The sequence below is a fragment of the Paraburkholderia phosphatilytica genome, from assembly GCF_003443895.1.
Lineage (GTDB): Bacteria > Pseudomonadota > Gammaproteobacteria > Burkholderiales > Burkholderiaceae > Paraburkholderia > Paraburkholderia phosphatilytica.
Genome location: NZ_QQOA01000014.1, coordinates 114,463 through 138,102, shown reverse-complemented (window position 1 = coordinate 138,102; position 23,640 = coordinate 114,463). Strand labels below are relative to the sequence as shown.

Sequence of the window (23,640 nt, the reverse complement as noted above, 5' to 3'; positions counted from 1 at the left end):
GCGCAGGTGAAACGGAGGCGCTTGCCATGATCGTCCGGATGATCGTTCACACGCTGCTGTGGCTCGTGGGCATGGGCGCGCTGCTGTTCGGCGCCGCGGGTACGCTCGCGTGGCCGAACGCATGGTGGCTGCTGCTGGAGATGGGCGTGCTCAGCATCGGCGCGGGTTGGTGGCTCGCTGTGACGGATCCGGCGTTGCTGGCCGAGCGGATGTCGGTATTCGGTCAGCGCGGACAGAGCCGGTTCGACCGCGTGTTCATGCCGTGCGCCGCGATCGGCTGGACCGCGTGGCTGGTGCTGATGGGCATCGACGCGGTGCGCGTGCGCTGGTCCCAGGTGCCGCCCGCGCTCAGCGTGCTCGGCGCGCTGGGCATCTGCGTGTGCATCGTGTTCACGCTGTTCGTGTTCCGCGCGAACAGCTACGCGGCGCCGGTCGTGAAGCTGCAGGCGGAGCGCGGCCATCGCGTGATCGATTTCGGTCCGTATGCCGTCGTGCGGCATCCGATGTACGCGGGCGCGATCCTGTATCTGGCTGGCATGCCGTTGCTGCTCGGCTCGTGGCTGGGCCTCGCGTGCGTGCCGTTGCTGGTGGCGGGCATCGGCTGGCGCGCCGTGCTGGAGGAACGCATACTCGCCGCGCAGCTCGATGGCTACGCGGCGTATATGCGGAAGGTGCGGTACCGGTTCGTGCCGTATGTGTGGTGACGGTTCAGCGAGCGCTGACCGCTGACGTTAGCCGCGGCCGCGCGCCGCCGTCACCGCGCGCGGCAATTCCTGCGCGTGCCGCCGGTACAGCCACGACAGCGTGGACGACGCGAGCACGAGCCACAGCACCGTGAACACGCCGCGCACCGCGGCGACCAGCGCGACCACCGGCATCGACACGTCGCGGTCCCCCGCGGAAAAGGCGAACGCAAACGCGGCGCAGACGATCACGGCGAGCAGCGGCAGATACGCGCAGACGGTCACGCCGAACATCGACCAGAAATGCCCACGGCTGTCGTTCCATGCGGCTTTCCATTCGAAGCCGCTGCCGAGCGCGATCGCCGGCACGAGCAGCGACAGGCGCATGAGGATGTACACCACAGTCGGATAGACGAGCAGCACGCCGAGCGCTTCCGCGCCGGTCGGCGAGATCTGGTAGAGGCTGATCAGCACCGTCACGACGCACACGATCACGACGCTCATCGCGAGCGTGAACAGCACGTAGCGCCGCACGGGCGCGCCACGCGCCGGCAGCACGGGCCGCGTGCGCTCGTCGAGCAGCACGAAACGGTGCACCTTGACGATCACCATCCCGCACACCGCGATCGTGACGAGCGATGCCGCGATCGTGATGACCGCGCGCAGCAGCAGCATGCCCGGATCGTCGCCGGCCGCGGCGAACAGGAACGGCACGAGATTGAGCGCCGTGTAGATCGCGGCGATCGCGAGCAGCAGCACCGGCATGCGGACCACGGCAAGCCACGCGCTATGCCACGCATGGCGGATGCACTGGCTGAAACTGAGGGATTCCATGTTGAGCCTGGACGTCGTGGATTCGGAGAGGGCGGCGCGCGTGGCGAAATGACTGCGACGTGAACAGCAGAACGGCCACGCGCACGGCGCGGCCGCCAGTATCTCCGAAGTCCAGCCAGGCCGGCAAATTCCTCCGGATCTCAAAATCTCAATGCGCGTCCAGATGTCGCACGATCAGCGGATAGACGTCGACGTCGGCGGTCTTGCCGAAGATGCAGTCGATGTGGCCGTAGCCGTCGACCACGTGCCGTTCGTACAGATCCGCGCCGTGGAGCGCGACCAGCGCGTCGTAGGTCTCCTGCGTGCTTTCCGGCACGTAGACCTCGTTCTGCTCGCCGTGGATGAACGCGATCGGCAGGCGCAGCCGGTCGAGATGCGGCATGTACACCTCGTTGCCGTCGACGTCGGTCACGTGGCCCGCGCGCACCATCGTCGCGAGATGTTCGAACAGCGTGATGTCGTGCACGCCGAACAGCTCCTGCAGATTGCGGTGCAGCGTGTCGTCGAGCCGCGCGTGCCGGTACGGCAGCCCGTACATGAAGGTCGCGCGATGGCAGACCGCGCTGTCGCAGCCTTCCAGACGACCGACCGGCAACAGCCGCAGCGCGTCGTCGAGCAGGTTGTGCGGCCAGCGCGCGTGCTGCGTGTACGCGGTCAGATCGCGCACGCCGAGCAGATCGAGCACGCCGGGCATGTGCAGACCGGCCTTGATCCGCGCGGCAAGCGGCGGCCGCAGATGCGCGGATACCTGCGACATCACGGCCGAGCGCACGCCCTTGAGGTCCGCGAGCAGCGACATCGTCAGCGCGACGGAGCCGAAGCAGTGCGCGACCACCTGCAGCGACGGCTTTTTCGTGACTTCGAGCACCTTGGCGACGGCGGCCGGAATGTCCTCGCGCGCGACGAGGTCGGCATTCGTCTGCTCCAGCGCGGTGGGGAGCGCAATGCTCACGCGCAGATCGACGAGCCACACGTCGTAGCGCGCCGCGCACAGATATTCGACGAGATTGGTGCCGATCAGGTCCGTCGAGAAGATGCGGCTCGACACGCCCGAGCCGTGGATCAGCAGCACGGGGCCCTTGTCGCCGCCCTGGTAACGCGTGAGGCGCAGCGTCTTGCCGTCGCGCGTCTCGCACACGCCCACGGTCGGCGCGGGCGCGCGCAGCGTACGGCGCAGCCGTGGCGCGGCGGACGGATCGAAGTACTGCAGCGGCGCGGCGATGCCGCCGTATTCGTCGAGCAATACACCGGTGAAGAAGCGGCCGAACTTCAGCTGCCAGTCGAGCCGCGTGCGCAGATCGGGCGCGTTCGTGACTTCCATCGTCCGCATCTGGCGCAGGAAGTTTTCGGGCGTGATGATCAGCGTCGCGCTGCCGAGGAGCGGCGCATCGTCGCGGTCCTCGCGCAGTTCCACATAGAGCGTATTGGTCTGCGCCCACAGTTCGACCGGCGACGAGCGCGTGATGGTCTTCTGGCCGAAGAAGCGGTAGCGCGGGCCTTCGTCGGCGATCAGCGTCATGTGGTAATTCATGTCGCGCCGCTCGACCTGGGTCGGGTCGTCGGTGAAGAGATTGAATCGGCCGTCGGCGATCTGCAGCGGGGTGCCGGACAGCGCCGCGCACGTCAGCGTGCCGACCATCGTCGCCGGATGCTCGGGATCGGCGATGAGCTTCGCGAGGTCGTCGGCGGTGACCGTCAGCGTGAACTCCATGTGCGAGGCGGCGCCGCCCGCCGGCGTGTAGTCGCCGACCATCGTTTCCGTGAAGCGCAGGCCGATGGCCGGCGGCGCGGGCGGTTGCGCGGTGCCGCGCGCGTCGTAGTCGATGGCCCAGCCGCGGGCTTGCGCGAGCCTCGCGCAGTTGCGCTCCGCGAGCGCCGAGATCGTCAACAGCGGATTGACGCCGAGCGACAGCGGCACCACCGATCCATCCATCACGTACAGGCCGTCGTGCGCCGCATTGCCGGCCACGCCGCTGAACACGCGGCTGTCCGCGTCGACCACGCCGTGCTCCGCGTCCTCGCCCATCCCGCAGCCGCCGAGCGGATGCACGGTGACCACCTTGTCGCCGAGCAGCTTCGTCGAGATCGGATTGCGCACGTACTCGCCGCCGAGCGCGGTCGTCGCGGTTTCGAGCGTCTTTTCGATCGCGGCGTAGACCGGCTGCTTGCCCGCATTCGGCCAGCTCACGCGCGCGCGGCCGTCCTTCACCGACACTTCGCCGCTCTCGTCGTCGTGCGCCATCACGAGGTAGGTCTGCGTGTTGCGCATCGCGCCGTAGTGCGGGCCGCGCAGCACGCTTTCGGCGATGCGCGCGTCGGCGTCGAGCGGATCGTCGTTGCGCGCGGCCGGGTCGGGAATGGGCACGCCTTCGACCGGCGCCGCGAGGCCGAGCACGCCCATCAGCGCGGTGCCGACCGGCGACGCGAGCGAGCCTTCCTCGATCACGAAGCCGTCCGTCACGTTCGGCGTGTCGCGATGGTCGATGATCCCGCAGATCGTCGGGCCCACCGGCGGAATCTCGCCGGGCCGGTGCGTGCCCCAGCCGACGCCGTTGATGTCGTGATCGGTATTGAACGTGAACGACAGCACGTCGCCGTTGCCGGTGAAATGCCGGCCGAGCTGCGAAGACACCGGCAGCCCCGCGTCGCGCGAACGCAGCAGGATCGCCGTCGAGCCGAGCGTGCCCGCCGACAGGATCACCACGTCGGCGCCGACTTCGAGGTCCGGCGCGCGAAAGATGTCGCGGCCGAATTCGACCGGCGTGTAGCGGACCCGCCAGCTGGCGCCGTCCTCGCTCTTCAGCACCGAATGCACGGCCACTTCCGTGAAGATCTGCGCGCCGTGCGCGACGGCGTCCGGCAGATAGTTCATGTGCGTCGAGTTCTTCGCGCCGTGATTGCAGCCCGAGTTGCAGTCGCCGCAGCCGATGCACGCCTGCTGGTCGACGCCGGCCGCGTTCGGGCCGTCCTGGAACGTCACGGTGATCGGCGGGCGGTAGAACGAGCGCTCCATGCCGAGCGCCTGCGCGGAGGCGGCGAGCGCGTCGAGCTTCGGCAGGTCCGGGAAACCGGCCGGCACGGGTGAGGGCGACAGCATCGTCGTCGCGCGCCGGTAGCCGTCTTCGAGGCCGGCCTGATCGGCGCGGATCGCCGCGGGCCAGCGCGGATCGTCCCACAGCCGCTTGTCCGGGTGCAGCGCGACGTTCGCGTTGATCAGCGAGGTGCCGCCCAGCCCGCAGCCCACCACCACCGCGACGTCCGGGTTCATGTGCACTTCGAGCAGCGCGAGCGGCGAGCCGACCTGTGCGAGCTCGGTGTTGTACTGGACGTTGCGCGCGCCTTCGAGCTGCGTCGCGGGAAATTCGCCCGCCATGAACTCGCGGCCGCGCTCGATCACGCAGACGCGTTTGCCCGCGCGCGCCATGCGGCTCGCCGCGATCGCGCCGCCATAGCCGGAGCCGACCACCACGACGTCGTAATGCGGTTGCATCGCCCCAAGGGCGCTGGACAGGCGGTTCATAGGACACCTCGTACTGGAACGGACGACGGAGCCTGGCGGAACGGCGACCGGGCGCTTAATAAGGACGATGAGGAGGCGAAGAGGGCGATGGCGGCTGCTTTTTCCCGCTCTGCGAACTGTGTGGCCTATCTATCCTGGACGGCGGCGGCGAAAAATCAACCTCTTACGATAGCGCGCAGTCGAGCGACGCGTCCAGCTGATCGCGGATCGAAGCCCGGGTGGTCTCCTCGCTCGATTCCGCCGCCAGCAGGTTCAGCGCGACCAGGATCGCCGCGCGGTTTTCCGCGTCGATCTCGATGCCGAGCACGTCGGAGAGCCAGCTGCCGATCCGCGTGTTCGAAAAATCCTCGGGCCCGGCCGTCTTTCGGGTAGTGACGCCGAGCTTGACGGCGCGATAGTGGTACGACGGGATCTGATGCTCGGCGGCGATCGCCGACAGGCCGCCCTTGCATTCGGAGCACCAGCCGAGGGTGCCCGCCAGCACCAGCCGCTCCGGCTCGTCGAGCCCGGCAATGAAGGTGCGCGCCGAGAACCGCACGCGCGCCTCGTCGAGGCCGTACTGGCTGAGCACGCTGTTCACCGGGTCGTCGATCGACGCGGCGTGCAGGTCGATCTCCTGCTCCATGCCGTCTTCCTCGAGCGACACGTTGCGCTGATGGCTCGCGCTCCTCAGGCAGTCGATCAGATAGCGGCGGAAGTACGCGCAGAGCGCATAGCCGTTCGACGGCGCGCTTTCCGGGCACGCATGCGAATCGGGCAGACCGGGAGCCAGGCGCAGCACCTTGCTGTAGATGAACTGCGCGACCAGTTCTTCCTTGTCGTCGCCGAGCGCCTGCAGTTCCTGCGGGTGATAGGTGCGCAGCGCCCGCGTGACGAGGCCATACATCGACACCACTTCGTCACTGGTGAGCTGGGTGCGGCGGCGCCAGAGATCCGGCAGGATTGCATCGTCGAAGTTGCGTGCCAGTTCGCGGCCCGGAAGTGCGCCCATGAAAGCCTCCGTCGTGGTGTTGGGGCAAAGAGCGCGGGAAGAGCCCTGAGGCTCCGGCCGGCGAGGCCGGTGGGGTGGTCCGTGAGGACGGTGCCGCGCTGAAAGTGGTTGCAGTATGGTTTTTCGCCCGCGCTTCGCCTATATGGATTAAGTGATAGCTGATGGGTAAACTGCCCGGGGCGGACCGGCGGCCCTCAGTGGCGCATAACGGCGGAGGCGGCGGGTTTATTCCGTCGCCGGGCGCTTGCCCGTGCAACGGCACGCCCACCTACAACAACGGCTGGACCCGACAGGAGGCTGCCCGATGCGGGCCGATCCCATCCAGCGTGCGGTCGACGAGGATCTGGTGCGCGTGCTGTACGCGCAGGACCCCATCGCGTTCTGCACGCACTGGTTTTCGATTGCGGTGCTGGTCGCGATCTATTGGGGCGACATACCGGCGCCGCATCTGTTCGTCGCGTGCTTCACGTTCTATGCCGCCGCCAACTGCGCGGGGCTCGGCCTGTGGATGTTCCACCGCCGCTGGCCGCAGGCGGTCGCGCCGCGCGACTGGATCAACCTGCACGCGCTGCGCGGCGTGCTGCTGTACCTCGCGCCGGGCGCGTCGATCTGGTTCGCGTTCCATTCGTCGCACACCGATCTGCCGGTGCTGCACACGGTGATGCTGGTGACGCTGGCGGCGGGCGTGTTCATGTCGAACGGCTTCGACGTGATCAACTTCGCGACCGCGATTCCGATCCTGCTGCTGCCGTCGATCATCCTGCACCTGAGCGCGCACACCTTCGACCGCACGATCCTCGCGATCGTCCTCGCGTTCTTCTTCTGCGCGATCAACGTCTATTCGGCGAGCTACCGGCGCCTGTTCCGCAAGGTGGTGGAGGCGCGCGTCGACCAGCAGTACCTGGCCGAGTCGCTGGCCGCGCAGAAGCTCGTGGCCGAGGAGGCGAGCCTCGCGAAGACACGCTTCTTCGCCGCCGCGAGCCACGACCTGCGCCAGCCGCTGCACGCGATCGGGCTCCTCGCCGCGTCGCTGAACGATCCGCTCGCGACGCCGTCGCAGCATGCGCAGACGGCCGATCACATCGCGCGCAACGTCGAGGCGCTCAACCAGCTGTTCAACCAGGTGCTCGACCTCGCGCGGCTCGAAAGCGGCGTGACCCAGGTGATCCGCATGCATTTCCGGCTGTCCGAGCTGTTCGAGCGGGTCGGCAACCAGTACCGGCCGCAGGCGGCGGCGAGGGGTCTCGCGCTGCGGATCGCGCCGACCACGGCCGTCATCTACGACGATCCGGTGCTGCTCGAGCGGGTGCTCAGCAATCTGCTGTCGAATGCGGTGCGCTATACCGAGGACGGCGCGATCTGGATGGGCTTTCGCCGTTCGGGCCGGCGCGACGGCGGTTTCATCGAGGTACGCGATTCCGGCATCGGCATTCCGGAGCGGGAGCACGGGCGCATCTTCGAGGAGTTCTATCAGGTCGCGAATCCGCAGCGCGACGCGCGCCAGGGGCACGGCCTCGGTCTGCCGACCGTGCGGCGGCTCGTGCTGCTGCTCGGCGGCGATCTGACGCTGCGCTCCGCGCCGGGCCGCGGCTCGACGTTCCGCTTCCCGGTGCAGGCGGGCGACCCGGGCCGGATCGTCGCGAGCCTGAACGATGCGCCGGTGCCGGAAATCTCATCGACGCGCGGACGTCGCGTGCTGTGCATCGACGACGATCCGTCGATCCTGCAAGGGCTGTCGTCGCTGCTCGGCCGCTGGGGCTGCGTGGTGCAGGGCGTGCACGACGAAGCGCAGGCGCTGCGCGCGATCGCGGACGGCTTCGCGCCCGACGCGGTGCTATGCGACTACCAGCTCGCGAACCACCGCACCGGCGCCGAAGCGCTGCAGGCCGTGCGCGCGGCGTTGCTGCGCCACGGCCATACGCAGACGGTTACGCTGCTGATTACGGGCGACATGGCGTCGTCCGAACTCGAGGCGCTGGCCGCGCAGGGCATTCCGGTGCTGCACAAGCCGGTCACGGCGGCGCGGCTGCGCCGCACGCTCGAAATGTTGTGGCAACGCGCGGGCCGGGGCGCCGGCCAGGATACGGGCGCGAGTGGCGGTGCGGGTGGCGGTGCGGATAGCGGTGAAGCAGCAGCCTGCGACACCCTGCCGCATTCTTAAGCATTTCATTAAGAGATATCTGATCGAATCATTATCTGCCTAGGCTGACAATACCTCATCGACTTTGCCACGCCCGGCGCCGCCTGCATCGAATCATCCGGCGGCAGGCGCGGCGTTCATCCTTGAGGTATTCACCATGCATCAAAATCCGACCGACCGGCTCGTCGCCGGCGTTCTTCTTGGCGGGCTCGTGACGGCGGTTATCGTGGCTGCGCTGATCTGGCTGGGCATTCCGCAGCACGCGAGTGTGCTGGTCCGGGTGGCGCTGCCGGTGGGCATCGCGGCGGCGGTGCTGTTTCCGGCGCCGCTTCTGAAGCGCACCGTGCTGCGCCATTAGCGCGACGTGTTCCTGCTCGACGAAGACCTGAACGCGATGCTGCTCGGCCGGGCGGTGGGTGTGGTCGGCGGTCTCGCGATCGGCGTGACGCTCGCCACGCAGCTGCTCTGATTCCGCGGGTTTTTTACTCGTTTGTTTGTCCCTGACGTCACACGCGGCAAGACGCCTACAGCGTCTTGCCCGCCTCCAGCCAGCCGTTGATGACGGCAATCGCCATCGACCGGTTGTGCACTCCCAGCGCGCGAAAGATCACCGACAGGTGAACCTTCACGGTGCCCTCGGCCACGCCGAGTTCGCGCGCGATCATCTTGTTGGTCCAGCCGCGGTGCACGAGCCGCATGATCTCCTGCTGCCGCGGCGACAGGTTTTCGAGCAGATGCTGCTGATGCGGCTGCAGAGGCTGCGATGGCGCGACCGGCTCCAGCGCGCGCAGCGCCGTGGCGGCGGCCGCGCCGGCTGGTGCGGTTGCCGTGGATGAAGCGGAAGCCGTGGACGCAGCGGCAGCAGCCGGCGCGGCCTCGCGCGTGCCGAGCAGGCTCAGCGCTTCCATCGGCACGTACGCGCCGCCGGACAGCACGAGTTCGATCGCCTTCAGCATCACGCTCGCGGGCTGACGCTTCGGCACGAAGCCGAGCGCGCCCGCGGCGAGTACCGCGCGCATTTCGTCCGGCGACTCTTCCGCGGACAGCACGACGACCGGTAGCGCCGGATTCTCTTTCAGCAGCACTTCGAGTGACGGGGCGCCGCCCATGCCGGGCATGTGCAGATCGACGATCGCGAGGTCGTGATTGGCGTCGGGACGGGCCGCGGCGGCGAGTGTTTCCCAGCTGTCGGCTTCGTCGAACTGGGCATCCGGATCGAGCCCGCGCAACAGGCCCTTCACGCCCTGGCGGATCAGTTCATGGTCGTCGGCCACTAGAAACTTCATGAATGTCTCCGCGTGTCGGCCCAGAGTTGTTGTTAGCACCGCTCATTCAGCCGCTTATCAAGCTGCTTGTCCACCTGCGCATCCAGCCGCGCATCCAGCCGGATCAGGCGATCATATGCCGGATCGGCTGGATGCAGCGAGCCCTGGATACCCGGATACCTCATCGATTGCACGGCCCCCCGAGGCGCGCGGCAGGCGATGCCACGCGTTGCATGGCTTGCCGCGCGCGAGTCGATGCGTTCCGGTTGCTCTCCTCGCGTAACCATCAGCACGGCAATGCTTCGGTGCTGCCCGAAGCCGGGCCGGCAGCGCGGCGGCGCAAGTGCCATCCGCACCGGCGGGTTACGCTGCGCTTGGCGGCGGGTGCCCGTCGGGTGCCGGCCGCACGAGTCATGCTGCGGCTTGCCTGGTAGACGAGCGAACGAAGCGGTTTTTGAACGCGCACGGCTTGCCGCGCGTGTGCAAGATGCGCGTGAGATGCGCGCCGTGCGTTTCAGCGCATTACAGCGAACAGCGTCGCGTTCATCAGCAGCTTGAACGCGAAGCCGGTCAGCATCGCGGCGCCCACGCCGCCGCACCACAGCGCGACGAACCAGAGCCAGCCGGGCAGGCGACGCGGCGCGTGCCGGGCGATGCTTGGCGCATCGGTGTGACGGCCGATTGCATCACGTTGTGCTGTATGTGCTGCATGTGCCGTAACGCCACCCGCCGGCAAGTGCAACCGTGCAGGCAACGCAACGACGCCGCCGCGCGCAGTCTCAGTGATAGTGAACTTCGTCATGACGCACCTTGCCGCGGAAGACCCAGTAACCCATCGTCGTGTACGCGAGAATGATGGGTAGAATGATGGCCGCGCCGACCAGCGTGAAACTCTGGCTCGACTTCGGCGCGGCCGCGTCCCAGATCGTCACGCTCGACGGAATCGCGTACGGCCACAGGCTCACCAGCAGTCCTGCATAACCGAGCAGCACGAGCGCGAGCGCCAGCACGAACGGCGTGGTGTGATGGCGCTCGCGCACGGCCCGGTACATGAACACCGCGCACAGCGCGACGAGGAACGGCACCGGCACGAGCCGCCAGAACAGCCCCGAATCGAACCAGCGCGCGGCCACGTCCGGATCGGCGAGCGGCGTCCACAGGCTGACGATCGCGATGAAGCCGAGCAGCACGACGGTCAGCGGCCACACCACGCGATGCAGGCGGCGCTGCAGATCGCCTTCGGTTTTCGCGACGAGCCAGCAGCAGCCCAGCAGCGCATAGGTGACGACGAGACCGAGCCCCGTCAGCAGGCTGAACGGCGTGAGCCAGCCGAATGCGTTGCCGGCGAAGCTGCCGTCGTCGACGGGGATGCCTTGCAGGAACGCGCCGAGCGCGATGCCCTGGAAGAACGCGGTGCCCGCCGAACCGCCGATGAACGCGAGGTCCCACAGATGCTTCGTGCGCTTCGCCTTCGCGCGGATCTCGAACGACACGCCGCGGAAGATCAGGCACACGAGCATGAAGACGAGCGGCAGATACAGCGCCGACAGCACGGCCGAGTAGACGACCGGAAACACCGCGAACAGCCCGGCGCCGCCCAGCACGAGCCAGGTTTCGTTGCCGTCCCAGACGGGCGCGACGGTGCTCATCATCAGGTCGCGTTCGCGTTCGTCGGGGAAGAACGGAAACACGATGCCGATGCCGAGATCGAAGCCGTCCAGCACGACGTACATGAAAAGGCCGAGCGCGACGATCGCGGCCCAGACGACGGTGATGTCCATAAGGATTCCTGCGATAGATGAAGTTCGTGCCTGCGTGAACGCGTTCTTATTGCAGCGGCCGAGCAGGCGTCGCTCAGTTGAAGATCAGGCGTCGATCAGCTGGTCCGCGGCCGACATGGGTCGACGCGCGGTGCCGCGCGGCGACGGCTGCGGCAGACGCTCGCGGTCGCGCGGCGTGCTGTCCGCCTCGGCCGGCAGTGGCGGGCCCGCGCGCAGCAGCTTCAGCAGGTAGTAGATGCCGGTGCCGAACACCAGGAAGTAGACGACCACGAACGCCATCAGCGAAATGCCGACCTGTTGCGCGGAGAGCGGCGACGCGGCCTGCGCGGTGCGCATCACGCCGTATACGACCCACGGCTGGCGGCCGGCCTCGGTCGTGACCCAGCCCGCGAGCAGCGTGACGAAGCCGGTCGGTCCCATCGCGACGCACAGCTTCAGGAACCACTTCGCGTCGTACAGCCGGCCGCGCCGGCGCAGCACCCACGCGGCGACGGACATCGCGATCATCAGCAGGCCGAGGCCCACCATCACGCGGAAGCTCCAGAACACGAGCGTCGAGTTCGGCCGGTCCTGCGGCGGGAACGACTTCAGCCCGCGGATCTCGCCGTTCCAGCTGTGCGTGAGGATCAGGCTGCCGAGATGCGGAATCGACACCGCGTAGCGCGTGGTTTCCGCTTTCATGTCGGGAATGCCGAACAGGTTCAGCGCGGTGCCGCCATGCTCGGTGTCCCACAGGCCTTCGATCGCGGCTATTTTCGCGGGCTGGTATTCGCGCGTGTTGAGCCCGTGCTGGTCGCCGACGAATGCCTGCAACGGCGTGAGGATCAGCAGCAGCGACATCGCCATCGAGAACATCTTTTTCACAGCAGGGTCGCGCCGGCCGCGCAGCAGATGCCACGCGCCGGTGGCTGCCACCACGAGCCCGCCGACGATGAACGCCGCGATCGCCATGTGCGCGAGCCGGTACGGGAACGACGGGTTGAAGATGATCTTGAACCAGTCGGTCGGCACGACCTGATCGTTCACGATCTTGAAGCCTTGCGGCGTCTGCATCCAGCTGTTCGACGCGAGGATCCAGAAGGTGGAGATCAGCGTGCCGGTCGCGACCATCAGCGTCGCGCCGAAGTGCGCGCGCGGGCTCACGCGCTTCCAGCCGAACAGCATGATGCCGAGGAAGCCCGCTTCGAGGAAGAACGCGGTCATCACTTCGTACATCAACAGCGGGCCGGTGACGGGCCCGGCGAACTTCGAGAAGCCCGCCCAGTTCGTGCCGAACTCGTAGCTCATCACGACGCCGGACACGACGCCCATGCCGAACGCGACCGCGAAGACTTTCGACCAGAACATGCAGAGGTCACGGTAGTGCGTTTCGCCGGTGCGCAGCCACATCGCTTCGAGCACGGCGATGAAGCTCGCGAGTCCGATCGAGAGCGCGGGAAAGACGATGTGGAACGAGACCGTGAAGGCGAATTGCAGGCGGGCCAGGTCGAGGGCCGAGAGTGCGGAGTCCATGTTCGTGTGCCAGTTTCGACGACGATGTCCGCCGACCGCTGTCGACGGACACTGCGCGTGAGCAGATGCGCAAAGCGTACGGGAAAGGCCGCGATTTTGTTGCGATGCGGGGTGCGCCAACACGCCGCATGGCGAGGCTTCGAACTGGACGGGAAAGCCGCTAATGCATTGATCTATCTCAAAAAGAGGCGCGCACGTGCAAGTGCGCGAGCAGGCGATGCGGCGCGCAGCTGCGGCAATCGACCGCGCTGCAGCACGATGGCCGCGCGCGGCGCTGCGGCGGGCTGTCGCAGGCCATGCGCGCTCGCATCGTCACGTGTCAGACCGCAGGTTCCGGATCGGACCATAGCCGTCCACCGGTCGCCCAGTTTTCGCGCTTCACGTCGACGAGGATGATGTCGACGGAGCCCGGCGTCACGCCGAGCGTTTCGCAGGTCGTGCGGGTGATCGCGTCGACGAGGCGGCGTTTGTCTTCGACGCTGCGGCCTTCGAACAGCTCGATACGGAAAGTCGGCATGGTGATGTCCTTAACGTTACGTTGAGTTGCATGGTGGTGACGCATGCGACGCGAGCTGCGCGCGTCGCGATGGAAAAAAGCACTGATGAAAACAGGCGCGCGTCAGTCGCGGTAACTGCGATCGAGACGGTCCAGCCTGCGGAGCAGCGCGGGCCATTCGAGTTCGCCTTCGATCGCGCCGTCGTCGTACAACTGTTCGGCGGTGCGCGCCGCGACGTCGGGCGACGGCAGCACCAGTGGCGCGCCGCCCGCCTGCGCGTCGAGCTGGATCTCGCAGGCCTTGATCAGTGTGGCCATCAGCACGTAGGCCTCGGCCACCGTACGGCCGACGGTCAGCGTGCCGTGATTGCGCAGCAGCATCGCAGGATGATCGGCGAGATGCGCGATGAGCCGTGTGCCCTCGACCGGCGAGAACGCGAGGCCTTCGTAGTCGTGATAGCCGAGCTTGCGGTAGAAGCGCATCGCGTGCTGCGACGCCGGCAGCAGCCCGTCGTGCTGCGCCGACACCGCGATGCCCGCGCTGTTGTGCAGGTGCATCACGCAGAACGCGTCGCTGCGCGCGCTGTGAACGGCGGCATGCAATGCGAAGCCGGTTGCGTTCACCGGATGCTCGCTGTCGCCGACGATGTTCCCGTCGATATCGATCTTGACCAGATCCGATGCGCGCACTTCGTCGAACGTGAGCCCGAACGGGTCGATCAGGAAGTGCCCCGGTTCGTCGGGCACGCTTGCGGAAATATGCGTGTAGATCAGGTCGTCCCAGCCGTTCAGCGCGGCGAGCCGGTACGCGGCCGCGAGATCCACGCGGGTCAGCTGTTCCGCCGCGCTGATGGGGCCGCGGGCGGCGATGCGTCCCGCGGGGTTGTGAGCGAACGACATCTGCGGCTCCTCGATTCGATGATGCGGCGCACGAGCGCCTGGCGGGCGGCGCGTACGATGCGCGCCGATGTGCTTCGATGCGTGCCGTGGCGCTTGCGGGTGGCCCACGCGGTGACCCTTTGGGCGACCCATGTCGCGAGCACGAACGGCGCGGTCATCGCAGGCCAATGATAGTAGCCCGTCCATTGCTGGAGCGCGACAGCGAGCAGCACGCCGGCGAGCGTGGCAAGAGCGCCGCAGTCGGCCAGCGCGAGCGCAGTCAGCGCGCCGTTGAAGCCCGCGAGGCCCTGTGTGAATGACGTCGCGCCTGTGTCCGAAAGCGCCAGCTGGATCGCGCCCGCAAGTGCCGCACCCGCCAGCGCCCAGCCCGCATGACGGCGCGATGACAGCGCGATCCCCGCGAGCACCAGCGCGCCCGCCCAGGCGCCGGATGCGAACGTGGTCTGCGCGATGCCGGCGAGCACGCCGTTCGCTAGCGTCGCAGCGGTCCAGACTTGCGGTGTCAGAGGCGCCGACGCAGTGACGACATGCACCGGCTGCATCAGCGCCAGCCAGCACCAGCTGACCACAAGACACGGCGACGAATAGCACGCGACCCCAAACATGCGAAGCCGGCGCGCGAGCGCGGGTTGACACCAGCCGGTCGCGGTCGATGCCAGCAGCGCGACCGCCATTGCAGTCGCGGCATCGTCGACGAAGACGTTCGCTGCGATCGCCGCGAGCGCGCCGTTGAACCCGTACAGGCCATCGTGCTGCTCATGCTCGTCGCAGCCCGCGAGCAGCGCGCCGATATTCGCCGCGATCGCGCCCGTCACGGCCGCGCACGCAAGCCGCGGAGCGCCGATCGCGAGCGCCGCGAGCACGCAGAGCCCGGTCCACGCGTTCGGCTGCAGCACGATCTGTCCGACGCTGCGCAGCAACGTGCGCAGCGCGATAGGAGTGGGATCGGACGTGGCGGACATGACGAAGGGCAGGGCGTTGTAGGGCGCGCGGGTTGAAGGGAAAGACGCGCGTCACGGCAAGGAAAGCCAGCAGCATAGGCGAAGCGTGCCGCGAGCGGCATCGCGCCGGATTGATAGTGTCTATTCGCGCGCGAGACGCTACGATGTGCTGTCACGTCCACGGGAGCCGACATGCGCGAGCTGCGCTGGAGTTTGCTGACGGGTGAAAACGACCCGGGCGGTCAGGGTATCGAGCACCTTGTGTTCGACGCGCGCGACGACGGCTTTCATATCGACAGCGTGGTCGTCGGCGACATCGACGGCGAGCGCTTCGGGCTCACGTACCACGTGCGATGCGACCCGCAGTGGCGCACGCGCGAAGCGCAGCTACAGGTAGTGGGCGGCCCCATGCTGGAGTTGCATGGCGACGGCGAAGGCCACTGGCGCGACGGTCACGGCCTCGCGTTGAGTTTGATCGAAGGCTGCATCGATATCGACATCATCGCGACGCCGTTCACGAACACGCTGCCGATCCGCCGGCTCGCGTGGACCGAAGGCGCGCGGCAGACGATCGAAGTCGCGTGGATCGCGCTGCCCGACCTGCAGATCACGCGCGCGAGCCAGGCGTACACGTGTCTCGCCGCCGGCCGGCGGTTTCGCTACGAGAGTGTGGGAACCGGCTTTACCGCCGAGCTTGACGTGGATGAAGACGGCGTCGTGATCGACTACGAAGGCATCTGGAAACGCACCTGATCGTGCGGCGGCCATGCGCCCGACGGGGCCGCTGAAGCCCCAGGCGCAGCACCGGCCGGCGCGGCGTTCGCGGCCCACATCGTCTCGTGCTGCCGCACGAAGCGCTCGATCAGCGCGGCGATCCGGTCAGGCTCGCGCAGCACGACCCAATGCCCGGCGTCGATCGTTTCGCGCGGGTAGTGCCCCACCCACGGTTCGAGACCCAGCGACAGCTCCGGTCCGACATAGCGATCGCGCAGCGGCACGATGCATTGCACCGGCGCGACGGCGCGGCGCGGCCGCGGATGCAGCAGCCGGTCGACGAAATTCGTGCGGTACAGCGCGAGGCCGTTGAGCGCGTTGCGGGTCTGCGCCGGATCGCGTTCGGCCCGCACCCGTTCGGTGAGCCGCAGCCACAGCGGCCACAGCCGCGCGCCGCCGAGCAGCCACACCAGCTCGGGCAGCAGCGGCAGATGAAAGAACACGATGTACCAGGACTTCAGGAACTGCGGCATGCCGTGACGTTCGCGCGGTGCGGTGTTCGTGCCGGCGGTAGCGGAGGCCGCAGCGGACTTGCCGCCGCGCAGCGCGGTGGACGCATGATCGAGGCATGGGCCCGAGATCGACGTGTACGACGCGATGCGGCCCGCGAAGCGCGTGTCGGAGACGGCTTCCCAGCACTGGATCGAGCCCCAGTCGTGCCCGACCAGATGAAACGGACGCGTGCCGCAGGTCGCATCGGCGACCGCGGCGAGGTCGGCGGCGAGCTGCTCCAGCCGGTACGCGCGGCGCGAACGCGGTGCATCGGACGCGCCGGCGCCGCGCACGTCGTACGCAATCACGCGATAGCGGTGATCGAGCAGCGCGCGCAGCGGCTCCCACACCAGCGCCGAATCCGGATAGCCGTGCACGAGGATCAGCGGCGGCGCATCGGGCGGCCCGCTCACGTACACGGCGAGCTGCACGCCGTCGGCGTCGACGGTCTGCAGTTCGCGGATCATGCAGCCGCCCGGATGCCGCGCCGCGATGCCTTCAGCGGCGCGCCGTTCGCGGCCGCATACGCAGCGTTCGAAGCCTCGACCGCGGCCACCAGCCCGTCGATGCGCTGCAGATGCCCGCGATTGTCGTGGTCCCACGGATGGAAGCTGGGCTTGAAGAAGCGCAGCCATTCGAGCGCGATGCCGGGAAACACGCCGCGCGGCCCGTAGAGAAATTTCGTGATGCGCCACATGCCGCGCAGATGGCCGCCGCGCTTGCGGTCGGCGATCAGCAGACGCACGTGGAAGTCGAACACGATCAGCCAGAAGAAGATCGTCACCGTGATCATCGTGCCGGTGCGGACAAGGTAGCGGTTGAGGCCGGGCTTCATCACTGTGTTCCAGACGTCGAACGATACCGACTTGTGCTCGGTTTCCTCGAGCGCGTGCCACGTCCACATCTGCGCATAGCCTTCGACGGAACCCGCGATGCGCGTGTCGTCGTCGAGCAGCATGCCCGCGAGCATCGCGGTGTAGTGTTCGAGCGCAACCGTCATCGCGAGCTGGTACGACGGCGGCAGGATCCTGCGGTTCAGGTTCAGGAACCACGTGAGCCGCCGGTCGAGCTTGTGCGCGGGCAGCCGGGCCGCTTCGAGCAGAGCGTTGTACTCGATGTGTTCGCGCGTGTGCATCGCTTCCTGTCCGATGAAACCGAGCACCTGCTTCTTCAGCTCGGGGTCGTGAACCTGATCTCGATAGTAGCGCACGCTGTCCATGAAGAAGCGTTCGCCCGCCGGAAACAGCAGCGACAGCGCATTGAAGAAGTGCGTGACGTACGGGCCCTGGCCGTGCCAGTCGCTGGCGCGCTCGGGCGGCAGGTTGAAACGAAGGTCTCGGCGAACGGGCATCATGTTCTGGACTCCTTGGATCTGGCGATGGCTTGTGCTTTTGCTTTCGCGATCTCGCGCATGTTGTGCGCTTACGCGCGACGGCTCGCGACCGCGCCGGCTTCGGCGCGGCGCGCGCGTCTGGCGGCGATGCGCCGCATCCGGCGCGTTTGCAGCACGACGAGCGTCTGATAGGCGGCGGGCAGCGTGCGCGCGAGCCAGTCGGCGGCGCGCGCGTCGCGGCCAATCAGCACGCGGCGCTTATTGCGGCGCACGCCGTCGAGAATCACGCGCGCGGCTTCGTCTGCGGTCGTGATGAAGAACTTTTCGAAGTCGTCCTTGCCTTGCTGCTCGTCTTCGATCATGAAGCCGACCATGTTCTGCGCGATGCGGCTCGCCTGCGCGATGTTCGTGCGGATGCCGCCCGGATGCACGCAGGTCGCCGACACGCCGCACTTCATCAGGTCGAGCTCCTGGCGCAGCGCCTCGGTGAAACCGCGCACTGCGAACTTGGTCGCGTTGTAGCCGCTCATGCCGGGCTGCGCGAAGAGACCGAACACGCTCGACGTGTTGATCACGTGACCTTCGCCGGACGCCTTCAGATGCGGCAGGAACGCTTTCGTGCCGTGCACGACGCCCCAGAAATTGATGCCGACGATCCATTCAAGGTCCGTGTAGTCCATCCCGTCGATGGTGCTCGACAGCGCGACGCCCGCGTTGTTGAAGATCAGGTTTACGCGGCCGTGCGCGGCGGCGGTGTCGGCGGCCCAGTCGAACATCGCCGCGCGGTCCGACACGTCGAGCGCGCGGGTCGTGATTTTCAGCGGCGCGCCGGTCGCTTTCGGTGCGAGCGCCGCCGCGAGCTGCGCGGTTTCAGCGAGACCCTGCGCGTTGCGATCCGCGAGCGCGAGATGGCAACCTTCGCCCGCGAGCTGGAGCGCAAGCGAGCGCCCCATGCCCGAAGCCGCGCCGGTAATCGCCGCAACCTTGCCTCGAAAAGTTTTCATTCACGTTCTCCGGTGTCCGTGATTCGTGGTCTATGTCGATCCTGTTGGCACGCACGCGCGCAACTCAGGTCGCTTCCGCCGATGCCGCATCGAGCCGCGCATCGCCACCTGAAGCGTTAGCGTGAGCGCCGCGTACGTCATGCGCGAGCGGCACCGCGGCCGGCGCATACGCGTAGTAGTCGTCCATCGTGAAGCTGCTGGTGGCCTGGCGGAAACGGAACGCGAAGCCCGGCCACAGCGTCGTGTTGCGGCCGGTGCGCGGATCGAGATACCAGCTGCGGCAGCCGCCCGTCGACCAGATCGCACGGCCGAGCTGGCGCTGGATCTGCGCGTTGTACGCGCGCTCGATCTGCGGCCGCACTTCGATCGCGGCGGCCTGTTCGCGGCGCATCGTCTGCAGCGCGCGCAGCACGTACTCGACCTGCGCCTCGATCATGTAGACCATCGAGTTGTGGCCGAGCCCGGTGTTCGGTCCGACGATCATGAAGAGGTTCGGATAGCCGGGCAGCGTCGAGCCGAGATACGCATGCGCGCCGTCGCGCCACGTATCGACGATGTCGACGCCGTCGCGGCCGCGAATCAGGCCGCGCGGAAACGGATCGGCCACCTGGAAGCCGGTGCCGTAGATGATGCAGTCCACCGGATGGCGCGTGCCGTCCTGCGTGACCACCGCATCGGGTTCGACGCGCGCGATGCCGTCCGTCACCACCGATACGTTCTCGCGCGACAGCGCCGGAAAGTAGTCGTTCGAGATCAGGATGCGCTTGCAGCCCATCGTGTAGTTCGGCGTGAGCGTCGCGCGCAGCCGCGGGTCGGGCACCTGGCGGCGCAGATGCTTGAACGCGATCTTCTGCGCGGTCTTCATCAGCGAAGGATGGATCGCGAAGCCGAACGCGCGCGATTCGAGCATCCAGTAGAGGCCGGTGCGCATCAGCTTCTGCGTGAACGGCAGGTGGCGGAACAGCCACTGCTCGACCGGGCGGATCGCGCGGTCGGGTTTCGGCATGATCCACGGCGGCGTGCGCTGGAACAGCGCGAGGCTCGCGACGCGCGGCGCGATCTGCGGCACGAACTGGATCGCGCTCGCGCCGGTGCCGATCACCGCGACGCGCTTGCCTTCGAGCGGATAGCGGTGATCCCACTGCTGCGAGTGGAAGGTCTTGCCCTCGAATGTGCCCATGCCTTCGATGTCGGGCAGCGCGGCGCGCGACAGGCCGCCCATTCCGGAGACGAGCACCCGCGCCGACCACTGCGCGCCGTTCTCGAACGTGAGCTGCCAGCGATGCCGCGCGTCGTCGTACACGGCGCTCGCGAGCCGATGGCCGAAGCGCAGATGCGGCGCGATGCCGAAGCGCGCGGTGCAGTCTTCCAGATACGCGCGGATTTCCGGCTGGCGCGCGAACATGCGCGTCCAGCGCGGGTTCGGCGCGAATGAAAACGAGTACACGTGCGACTGCACATCGCACGCGCAGCCCGGATAGTGGTTGTCGCGCCAGGTGCCGCCGACGGCATCCGCCTGCTCGGCGACGATGAAGTCGGTCATGCCGGCCTGCCGCAGCCGGATCGCCATGCCGAGCCCGGCAAAGCCGGAGCCGATGATCGCGACTTCGGTCTCGATGGTCGCGTTCGCGTCAGGGGGCATCGTGCGGGCATTCATCCGGTCCGTCTCCTGTTCGTTCGTCATCAACCGTGACATTGGTGGATGTAACGATAGGGGGTGCACCGGCGCTGCGCAAGACGGCGGCTAGACGGCGGACTCTACGCGGAAGCCCGCCCGGTGGGGCTTTGCGAGCGGTCGCGTTTGACTGGGAGCAGTGAACGGCGCGCGAACGCACGCCGCGATTGGGAGACCGGAACCGAGAGGGAAGCGCGAACGGTTTGAATCGCCCGCGCCTTCGCGGGAGGCGAAGTTACGCGCTGACGGAGTTACGCGCTGACGCGTGCCGCCGCCTCGCCCGACGGTTGCACGACATGCAGCTCGCGCGTGCGCGTGGGCAGCGAACACTGCGCGTCGGCGAGCGCCTTGCGCACCTGGCGGGCGAGGTCCCAGCGCAGGTCCCAGAACACGTCGCTGTTCGACCACACGCGGATGTTGAGCACCGCGGTGCTGTCGTCGAAGCGGCTCACCATGACCTGCGGCTTCGGCTCCTGCAACGCGCGCGGATCGGCTTCGGTCAGCGCGCGCAGCGCTTCGAGCGCGCGGTTCACGTCGTCGCGCATCGACACGTCCACCTCGAGGTCTAGCCGGCGCGTCGAATTACGCGAGTAGTTGCGGATCGAGTTGCTCCACAGCGTGCCGTTCGGCACGTATTCGCAGATGCCGTCGGGTTTCGTGAGGCGCGTGGTGAAGAGGCCGACTTCCTCGACCGTGCCGGCCACCGTGCCGCCGCCGCCATCGATGCTGTCGCCCACCTTGAACGGCCGCAACAGCAGCAGCATGATGCCCGCCGCGATGTTCTGCATCGTGCCCTGCAGCGCGAGGCCGATCGCGAGGCCGGCGGCGCCGAGCACCGCGACGATGCTCGCGGTCTGGATACCCAGCTGCGACAGCGCGCCGATCACCGCGACGATGCGGATGCCCCATACGGAGGTGTCGCACAGGATGGGCCGTAGCGTGGCGTCCATGCGCGCGCGGCTGGTCAGCACGCGGTTGAGCCAGCGACGCACGCGCCGCGAGATCCACCAGCCGATTACGAGGATCAGCAGCGCGGTGCACAGACGGATCGAGAACGCGGTGAGCGCGTCCCACAGGAAAGTCCATCGGCTCGGATGGATTTCGGCGAGGATGTTCAGCATGACGAGGTCCTTGTTGGCGGCCGCGACGGCGATACGGCAATGCGCGCCGTGATGTCCGTCGCGTGACGGGAAAACTGCAACAAGGGGATTATCGTCGAGTTACTTTGCGGCGAGGTTCGATGCGGCCTGCGGAAGCGTCGGAACGTTCGCGCTCACGGTGATCCTGCGCGGAATCAGGTGCGCGTCGTAGAACACGTCGGCAACAGTCTGTTGTCCGCGCACGATGTCCGGTGTGACCGTGGTCGTGCCGTAGGGCACGCGGCGCACCCAGGTTTCGACGAGCGCGCGGTCGAGCCCGACCGTGGGCGCGATCAGCGCCGCGGTGTCCGACAGATGCGCGCCCACCCACTCGCCGGTGTCGCGCAACTGCGCGAGCACGGCTGCGATCACAGCGGGATGCTGCTGCGCGAACGTGCGGGTGGCTTCGTAGAAATTGTTCGTCACGTCGAGGCCGGTGTAGTCGGCCAGCGTGCGCGCCTTCAGCGCCTGCTGCGCCGATGCATAGTAAGGATCCCAGATCACCCACGCGTCCACGTCGCCGCTTTCGAACGCGGCGCGCGCGTCGGCCGGCGGCAGGTAGACGGGCTGGATCTCGTCGTAACGCAGCCCGGCCTTCTTCAGCACTTCGAGCAGCAGCAGGTTCGAGCTCGATCCCTTCTGCAGTGCGATGCGCTTGCCCTTCAGATCGGCGGGCGTGTGCAGCGGCGAGTCGGGTTTCACGATCACGGCCTCGTTATGCCGTGCGCCGGGCTCCGCGCCGACGTACACGAAATCTACCCCCGCTGCCTGCGCGAACACGGGCGGCGGCGCGCCGGTATAGCCGAAGTCGATGCTGTTCGCGTTCAGCGCTTCGAGCAGCTGCGGGCCGGCTGGAAACTCGAACCATTTGACGCTGTAGCCGAGCGGTTTCAGTTTCGCGTCGAGCGAGCCTTGCGCCTTGATGATCGCGAGCAGGCCGGACTTCTGGTAGCCGATGCGCAGTGTGTGCTGCGCGTTTGCGGACGCGTCTTCGGCGCGCGCAAGCGAAGGGGCGAGTGCGAGCATCGCGGTGGCGGTCATGGCGGCGACGGCCGTGCGCATTGCGGCCAGCGACCGCTGATTGCGCGTACGCGTGGCGCGCAGGCAGGGCGTCGTCGAGAACGAGGCAAACATGCGGATGAGTCTCCTAGACGATGGAGGGTGCGAACCAAATGCCGCATCGGGCATTCACGGAATTCGCGAATCGTCGCATGCCGCCATGGCGACGCCAACGAAGCGATTCGGCTTTGGATATGACCGGGCGGCGGGTATCCAAAACCTCGCTTTCACCAACGGATCGTCGACGAAAGCGCCGTCGCGCCACGCACATTTGTAGATTTTTGGCGTCGGCGTGCTGCGCGTGGCTGCAGTTGCCCGAGCATAGGCGGCGCCTCCAATCATGGAGCGGAACACAGGGAGATGGCATGCCAAGAGGCAAGATGAGCTCCACCCAGGTCTCGAACTGGGCGGACGGTAATCAGGCGCCGCAGGTCGCGCCCGTGCCGGCCAACCTCGTAGGGGGCTCCGGCGTCGGCAATACGATCGGGAAGCCGGCGAGTTCGGGCAGCGCGGGTGGATCGATCAGCACGTATGGCAAAAACCAGGGCTACAACCTGAAGCCCACGGATCCGGAGTGGAAAGAGCACCTGCACGAGGTGCTGGATATGTTCGGCAATATTCCTGTGCTCGGCGGCCTGTTCAATGCAATCAACGCGGGGCTGTACATCGCCGAAGGAAACCCCGCGGAAGCGCTGCAGTCGCTCATCGCGGCTGTCATGGACGTGATTCCTGGCGGCGAGGCAGGCTCCGCGGCGAAGTCCGCCGGGAAGATCGGCGAGGACCTCTCGAAGACGGCGGAAAAATACGGCGTCAAGCTTGCGGAGGAAGATGCCGGGAAGGCCGCGGAGAAACTGGCCGAGCAGAGAGCCAGCAAGGTCGGGAAGCCGCCGAAAGAAGGGGGCGCGCCCAAAGAAGAGGGGCCGCCGAAAGAAGAGAGTCCGCCGAAAGAAGAGAATCCGTCCGGGAACGACAAGGATCCGAAAAACCAGAAGAAGGATGGTGGCGCGTCCGAGCAGGAAAGGCAGCAGCCGTGCAAGGCACAAAACGGCGTGGGCAAGTGAACGGAACGGATTGCACCGCGCAGTGAGCAACACCGGTGAG

General features: G+C 67.4%; 22 protein-coding genes. 5 read left to right on the top strand and 17 right to left on the bottom strand.

Features of this window, described 5'->3' with window-relative positions; all coding sequences use genetic code 11:
• Nucleotides 1–26: 26 nt before the first annotated feature.
• The gene (locus tag DVS29_RS17225) at nucleotides 27–704 is read left to right on the top strand and encodes a methyltransferase family protein (RefSeq protein WP_118181672.1); all 678 of its coding nucleotides are present in this window, start codon (nucleotides 27–29) and stop codon (nucleotides 702–704) included.
• Between the two features lie 27 nt (nucleotides 705–731).
• On the opposite strand, the gene DVS29_RS17220 is transcribed toward DVS29_RS17225, so the two are convergent.
• From DVS29_RS17220 to DVS29_RS17210, 3 genes are all read right to left on the bottom strand, one after another.
• Nucleotides 732–1,517, bottom strand: coding sequence for a hypothetical protein (locus DVS29_RS17220; protein ID WP_118181671.1), 786 nt, complete (start codon nucleotides 1,515–1,517; stop codon nucleotides 732–734).
• A gap of 148 nt (nucleotides 1,518–1,665) precedes the next feature.
• The gene (locus DVS29_RS17215; protein ID WP_118181670.1) at nucleotides 1,666–5,037 is read right to left on the bottom strand and encodes a GMC family oxidoreductase N-terminal domain-containing protein; all 3,372 of its coding nucleotides are present in this window, start codon (nucleotides 5,035–5,037) and stop codon (nucleotides 1,666–1,668) included.
• A 163-nt stretch (nucleotides 5,038–5,200) separates the two neighbouring features.
• Nucleotides 5,201–6,028 carry a hypothetical protein gene (locus tag DVS29_RS17210; protein WP_118181669.1) on the bottom strand — a complete coding sequence of 276 codons (828 nt, stop codon included), beginning with the start codon at nucleotides 6,026–6,028 and terminating at the stop codon, nucleotides 5,201–5,203.
• Nucleotides 6,029–6,332: 304 nt separating this feature from the next.
• On the opposite strand from DVS29_RS17210, the gene DVS29_RS17205 reads away from it, so the two are divergent.
• Nucleotides 6,333–8,189, top strand: a complete 1,857-nt coding sequence (locus DVS29_RS17205; protein ID WP_118181668.1) for an ATP-binding response regulator — start codon at nucleotides 6,333–6,335, stop codon at nucleotides 8,187–8,189.
• 136 nt (nucleotides 8,190–8,325) lie between these two features.
• The gene (locus tag DVS29_RS37855; protein WP_240655661.1) at nucleotides 8,326–8,526 is read left to right on the top strand and encodes a hypothetical protein; all 201 of its coding nucleotides are present in this window, start codon (nucleotides 8,326–8,328) and stop codon (nucleotides 8,524–8,526) included.
• A 166-nt stretch (nucleotides 8,527–8,692) separates the two neighbouring features.
• Here the strand turns inward: DVS29_RS37855 and DVS29_RS17195 are convergent, their stop codons facing one another.
• The 8 genes from DVS29_RS17195 to DVS29_RS17165 all read right to left on the bottom strand — a co-directional run bounded on the left by DVS29_RS17195 (nucleotide 8,693) and on the right by DVS29_RS17165 (nucleotide 15,084).
• Entirely contained in the window at nucleotides 8,693–9,454 is a 762-nt protein-coding gene (locus DVS29_RS17195; RefSeq protein WP_118181667.1) for a response regulator transcription factor, read from the bottom strand.
• A gap of 32 nt (nucleotides 9,455–9,486) precedes the next feature.
• Nucleotides 9,487–9,783 (bottom strand): hypothetical protein, encoded by a 297-nt coding sequence (locus DVS29_RS36930; protein WP_164707937.1) that lies wholly within the window; start codon nucleotides 9,781–9,783, stop codon nucleotides 9,487–9,489.
• Between the two features lie 164 nt (nucleotides 9,784–9,947).
• Nucleotides 9,948–10,235 (bottom strand): hypothetical protein, encoded by a 288-nt coding sequence (locus DVS29_RS17190; RefSeq protein ID WP_124800664.1) that lies wholly within the window; start codon nucleotides 10,233–10,235, stop codon nucleotides 9,948–9,950.
• Nucleotides 10,213–11,214 carry a cytochrome d ubiquinol oxidase subunit II gene (gene cydB, locus DVS29_RS17185; protein ID WP_118181665.1) on the bottom strand — a complete coding sequence of 334 codons (1,002 nt, stop codon included), beginning with the start codon at nucleotides 11,212–11,214 and terminating at the stop codon, nucleotides 10,213–10,215. Before cydB ends, DVS29_RS17190 begins: the two co-directional genes overlap by 23 nt.
• A gap of 84 nt (nucleotides 11,215–11,298) precedes the next feature.
• A complete protein-coding gene (locus DVS29_RS17180) occupies nucleotides 11,299–12,726 on the bottom strand; it encodes a cytochrome ubiquinol oxidase subunit I (protein ID WP_118181664.1) in 1,428 nt (475 codons plus the stop codon).
• Between the two features lie 319 nt (nucleotides 12,727–13,045).
• Complete coding sequence (locus DVS29_RS17175) at nucleotides 13,046–13,243, bottom strand: 4-oxalocrotonate tautomerase (RefSeq protein ID WP_118181663.1); 198 nt, start codon at nucleotides 13,241–13,243, stop codon at nucleotides 13,046–13,048.
• Nucleotides 13,244–13,345: 102 nt separating this feature from the next.
• Nucleotides 13,346–14,122: a class II aldolase/adducin family protein gene (locus DVS29_RS17170; RefSeq protein WP_118181662.1), complete on the bottom strand. Its 777-nt coding sequence runs from the start codon at nucleotides 14,120–14,122 to the stop codon at nucleotides 13,346–13,348.
• Nucleotides 14,053–15,084 (bottom strand): urea transporter, encoded by a 1,032-nt coding sequence (locus DVS29_RS17165; protein WP_118181661.1) that lies wholly within the window; start codon nucleotides 15,082–15,084, stop codon nucleotides 14,053–14,055. The genes DVS29_RS17170 and DVS29_RS17165 overlap by 70 nt, the downstream gene beginning before the upstream one ends.
• 171 nt (nucleotides 15,085–15,255) lie before the next feature.
• On the opposite strand from DVS29_RS17165, the gene DVS29_RS17160 reads away from it, so the two are divergent.
• Nucleotides 15,256–15,816: a putative glycolipid-binding domain-containing protein gene (locus DVS29_RS17160; RefSeq protein ID WP_118181660.1), complete on the top strand. Its 561-nt coding sequence runs from the start codon at nucleotides 15,256–15,258 to the stop codon at nucleotides 15,814–15,816.
• On the opposite strand, the gene DVS29_RS17155 is transcribed toward DVS29_RS17160, so the two are convergent.
• The 6 genes from DVS29_RS17155 to DVS29_RS17130 all read right to left on the bottom strand — a co-directional run bounded on the left by DVS29_RS17155 (nucleotide 15,789) and on the right by DVS29_RS17130 (nucleotide 22,542).
• A complete protein-coding gene (locus DVS29_RS17155) occupies nucleotides 15,789–16,796 on the bottom strand; it encodes an alpha/beta fold hydrolase (protein WP_118181659.1) in 1,008 nt (335 codons plus the stop codon). The two genes, DVS29_RS17160 and DVS29_RS17155, sit on opposite strands and share 28 nt — an antisense overlap.
• Nucleotides 16,793–17,683 (bottom strand): metal-dependent hydrolase, encoded by an 891-nt coding sequence (locus DVS29_RS17150; RefSeq protein ID WP_118181658.1) that lies wholly within the window; start codon nucleotides 17,681–17,683, stop codon nucleotides 16,793–16,795. Before DVS29_RS17150 ends, DVS29_RS17155 begins: the two co-directional genes overlap by 4 nt.
• Before the next feature lie 68 nt (nucleotides 17,684–17,751).
• Nucleotides 17,752–18,666: an SDR family NAD(P)-dependent oxidoreductase gene (locus DVS29_RS17145; protein ID WP_118181657.1), complete on the bottom strand. Its 915-nt coding sequence runs from the start codon at nucleotides 18,664–18,666 to the stop codon at nucleotides 17,752–17,754.
• Nucleotides 18,667–18,730: 64 nt separating this feature from the next.
• A complete protein-coding gene (locus DVS29_RS17140) occupies nucleotides 18,731–20,323 on the bottom strand; it encodes a flavin-containing monooxygenase (protein ID WP_118181656.1) in 1,593 nt (530 codons plus the stop codon).
• A gap of 269 nt (nucleotides 20,324–20,592) precedes the next feature.
• Nucleotides 20,593–21,462: a mechanosensitive ion channel family protein gene (locus tag DVS29_RS17135; protein ID WP_118181655.1), complete on the bottom strand. Its 870-nt coding sequence runs from the start codon at nucleotides 21,460–21,462 to the stop codon at nucleotides 20,593–20,595.
• Between the two features lie 99 nt (nucleotides 21,463–21,561).
• Complete coding sequence (locus DVS29_RS17130; protein ID WP_118181713.1) at nucleotides 21,562–22,542, bottom strand: aliphatic sulfonate ABC transporter substrate-binding protein; 981 nt, start codon at nucleotides 22,540–22,542, stop codon at nucleotides 21,562–21,564.
• A gap of 377 nt (nucleotides 22,543–22,919) precedes the next feature.
• Here DVS29_RS17130 and DVS29_RS17125 point away from each other — a divergent pair, with 377 nt between their 5' ends.
• Nucleotides 22,920–23,600 carry a hypothetical protein gene (locus tag DVS29_RS17125; RefSeq protein ID WP_118181654.1) on the top strand — a complete coding sequence of 227 codons (681 nt, stop codon included), beginning with the start codon at nucleotides 22,920–22,922 and terminating at the stop codon, nucleotides 23,598–23,600.
• Nucleotides 23,601–23,640: the final 40 nt, after the last annotated feature.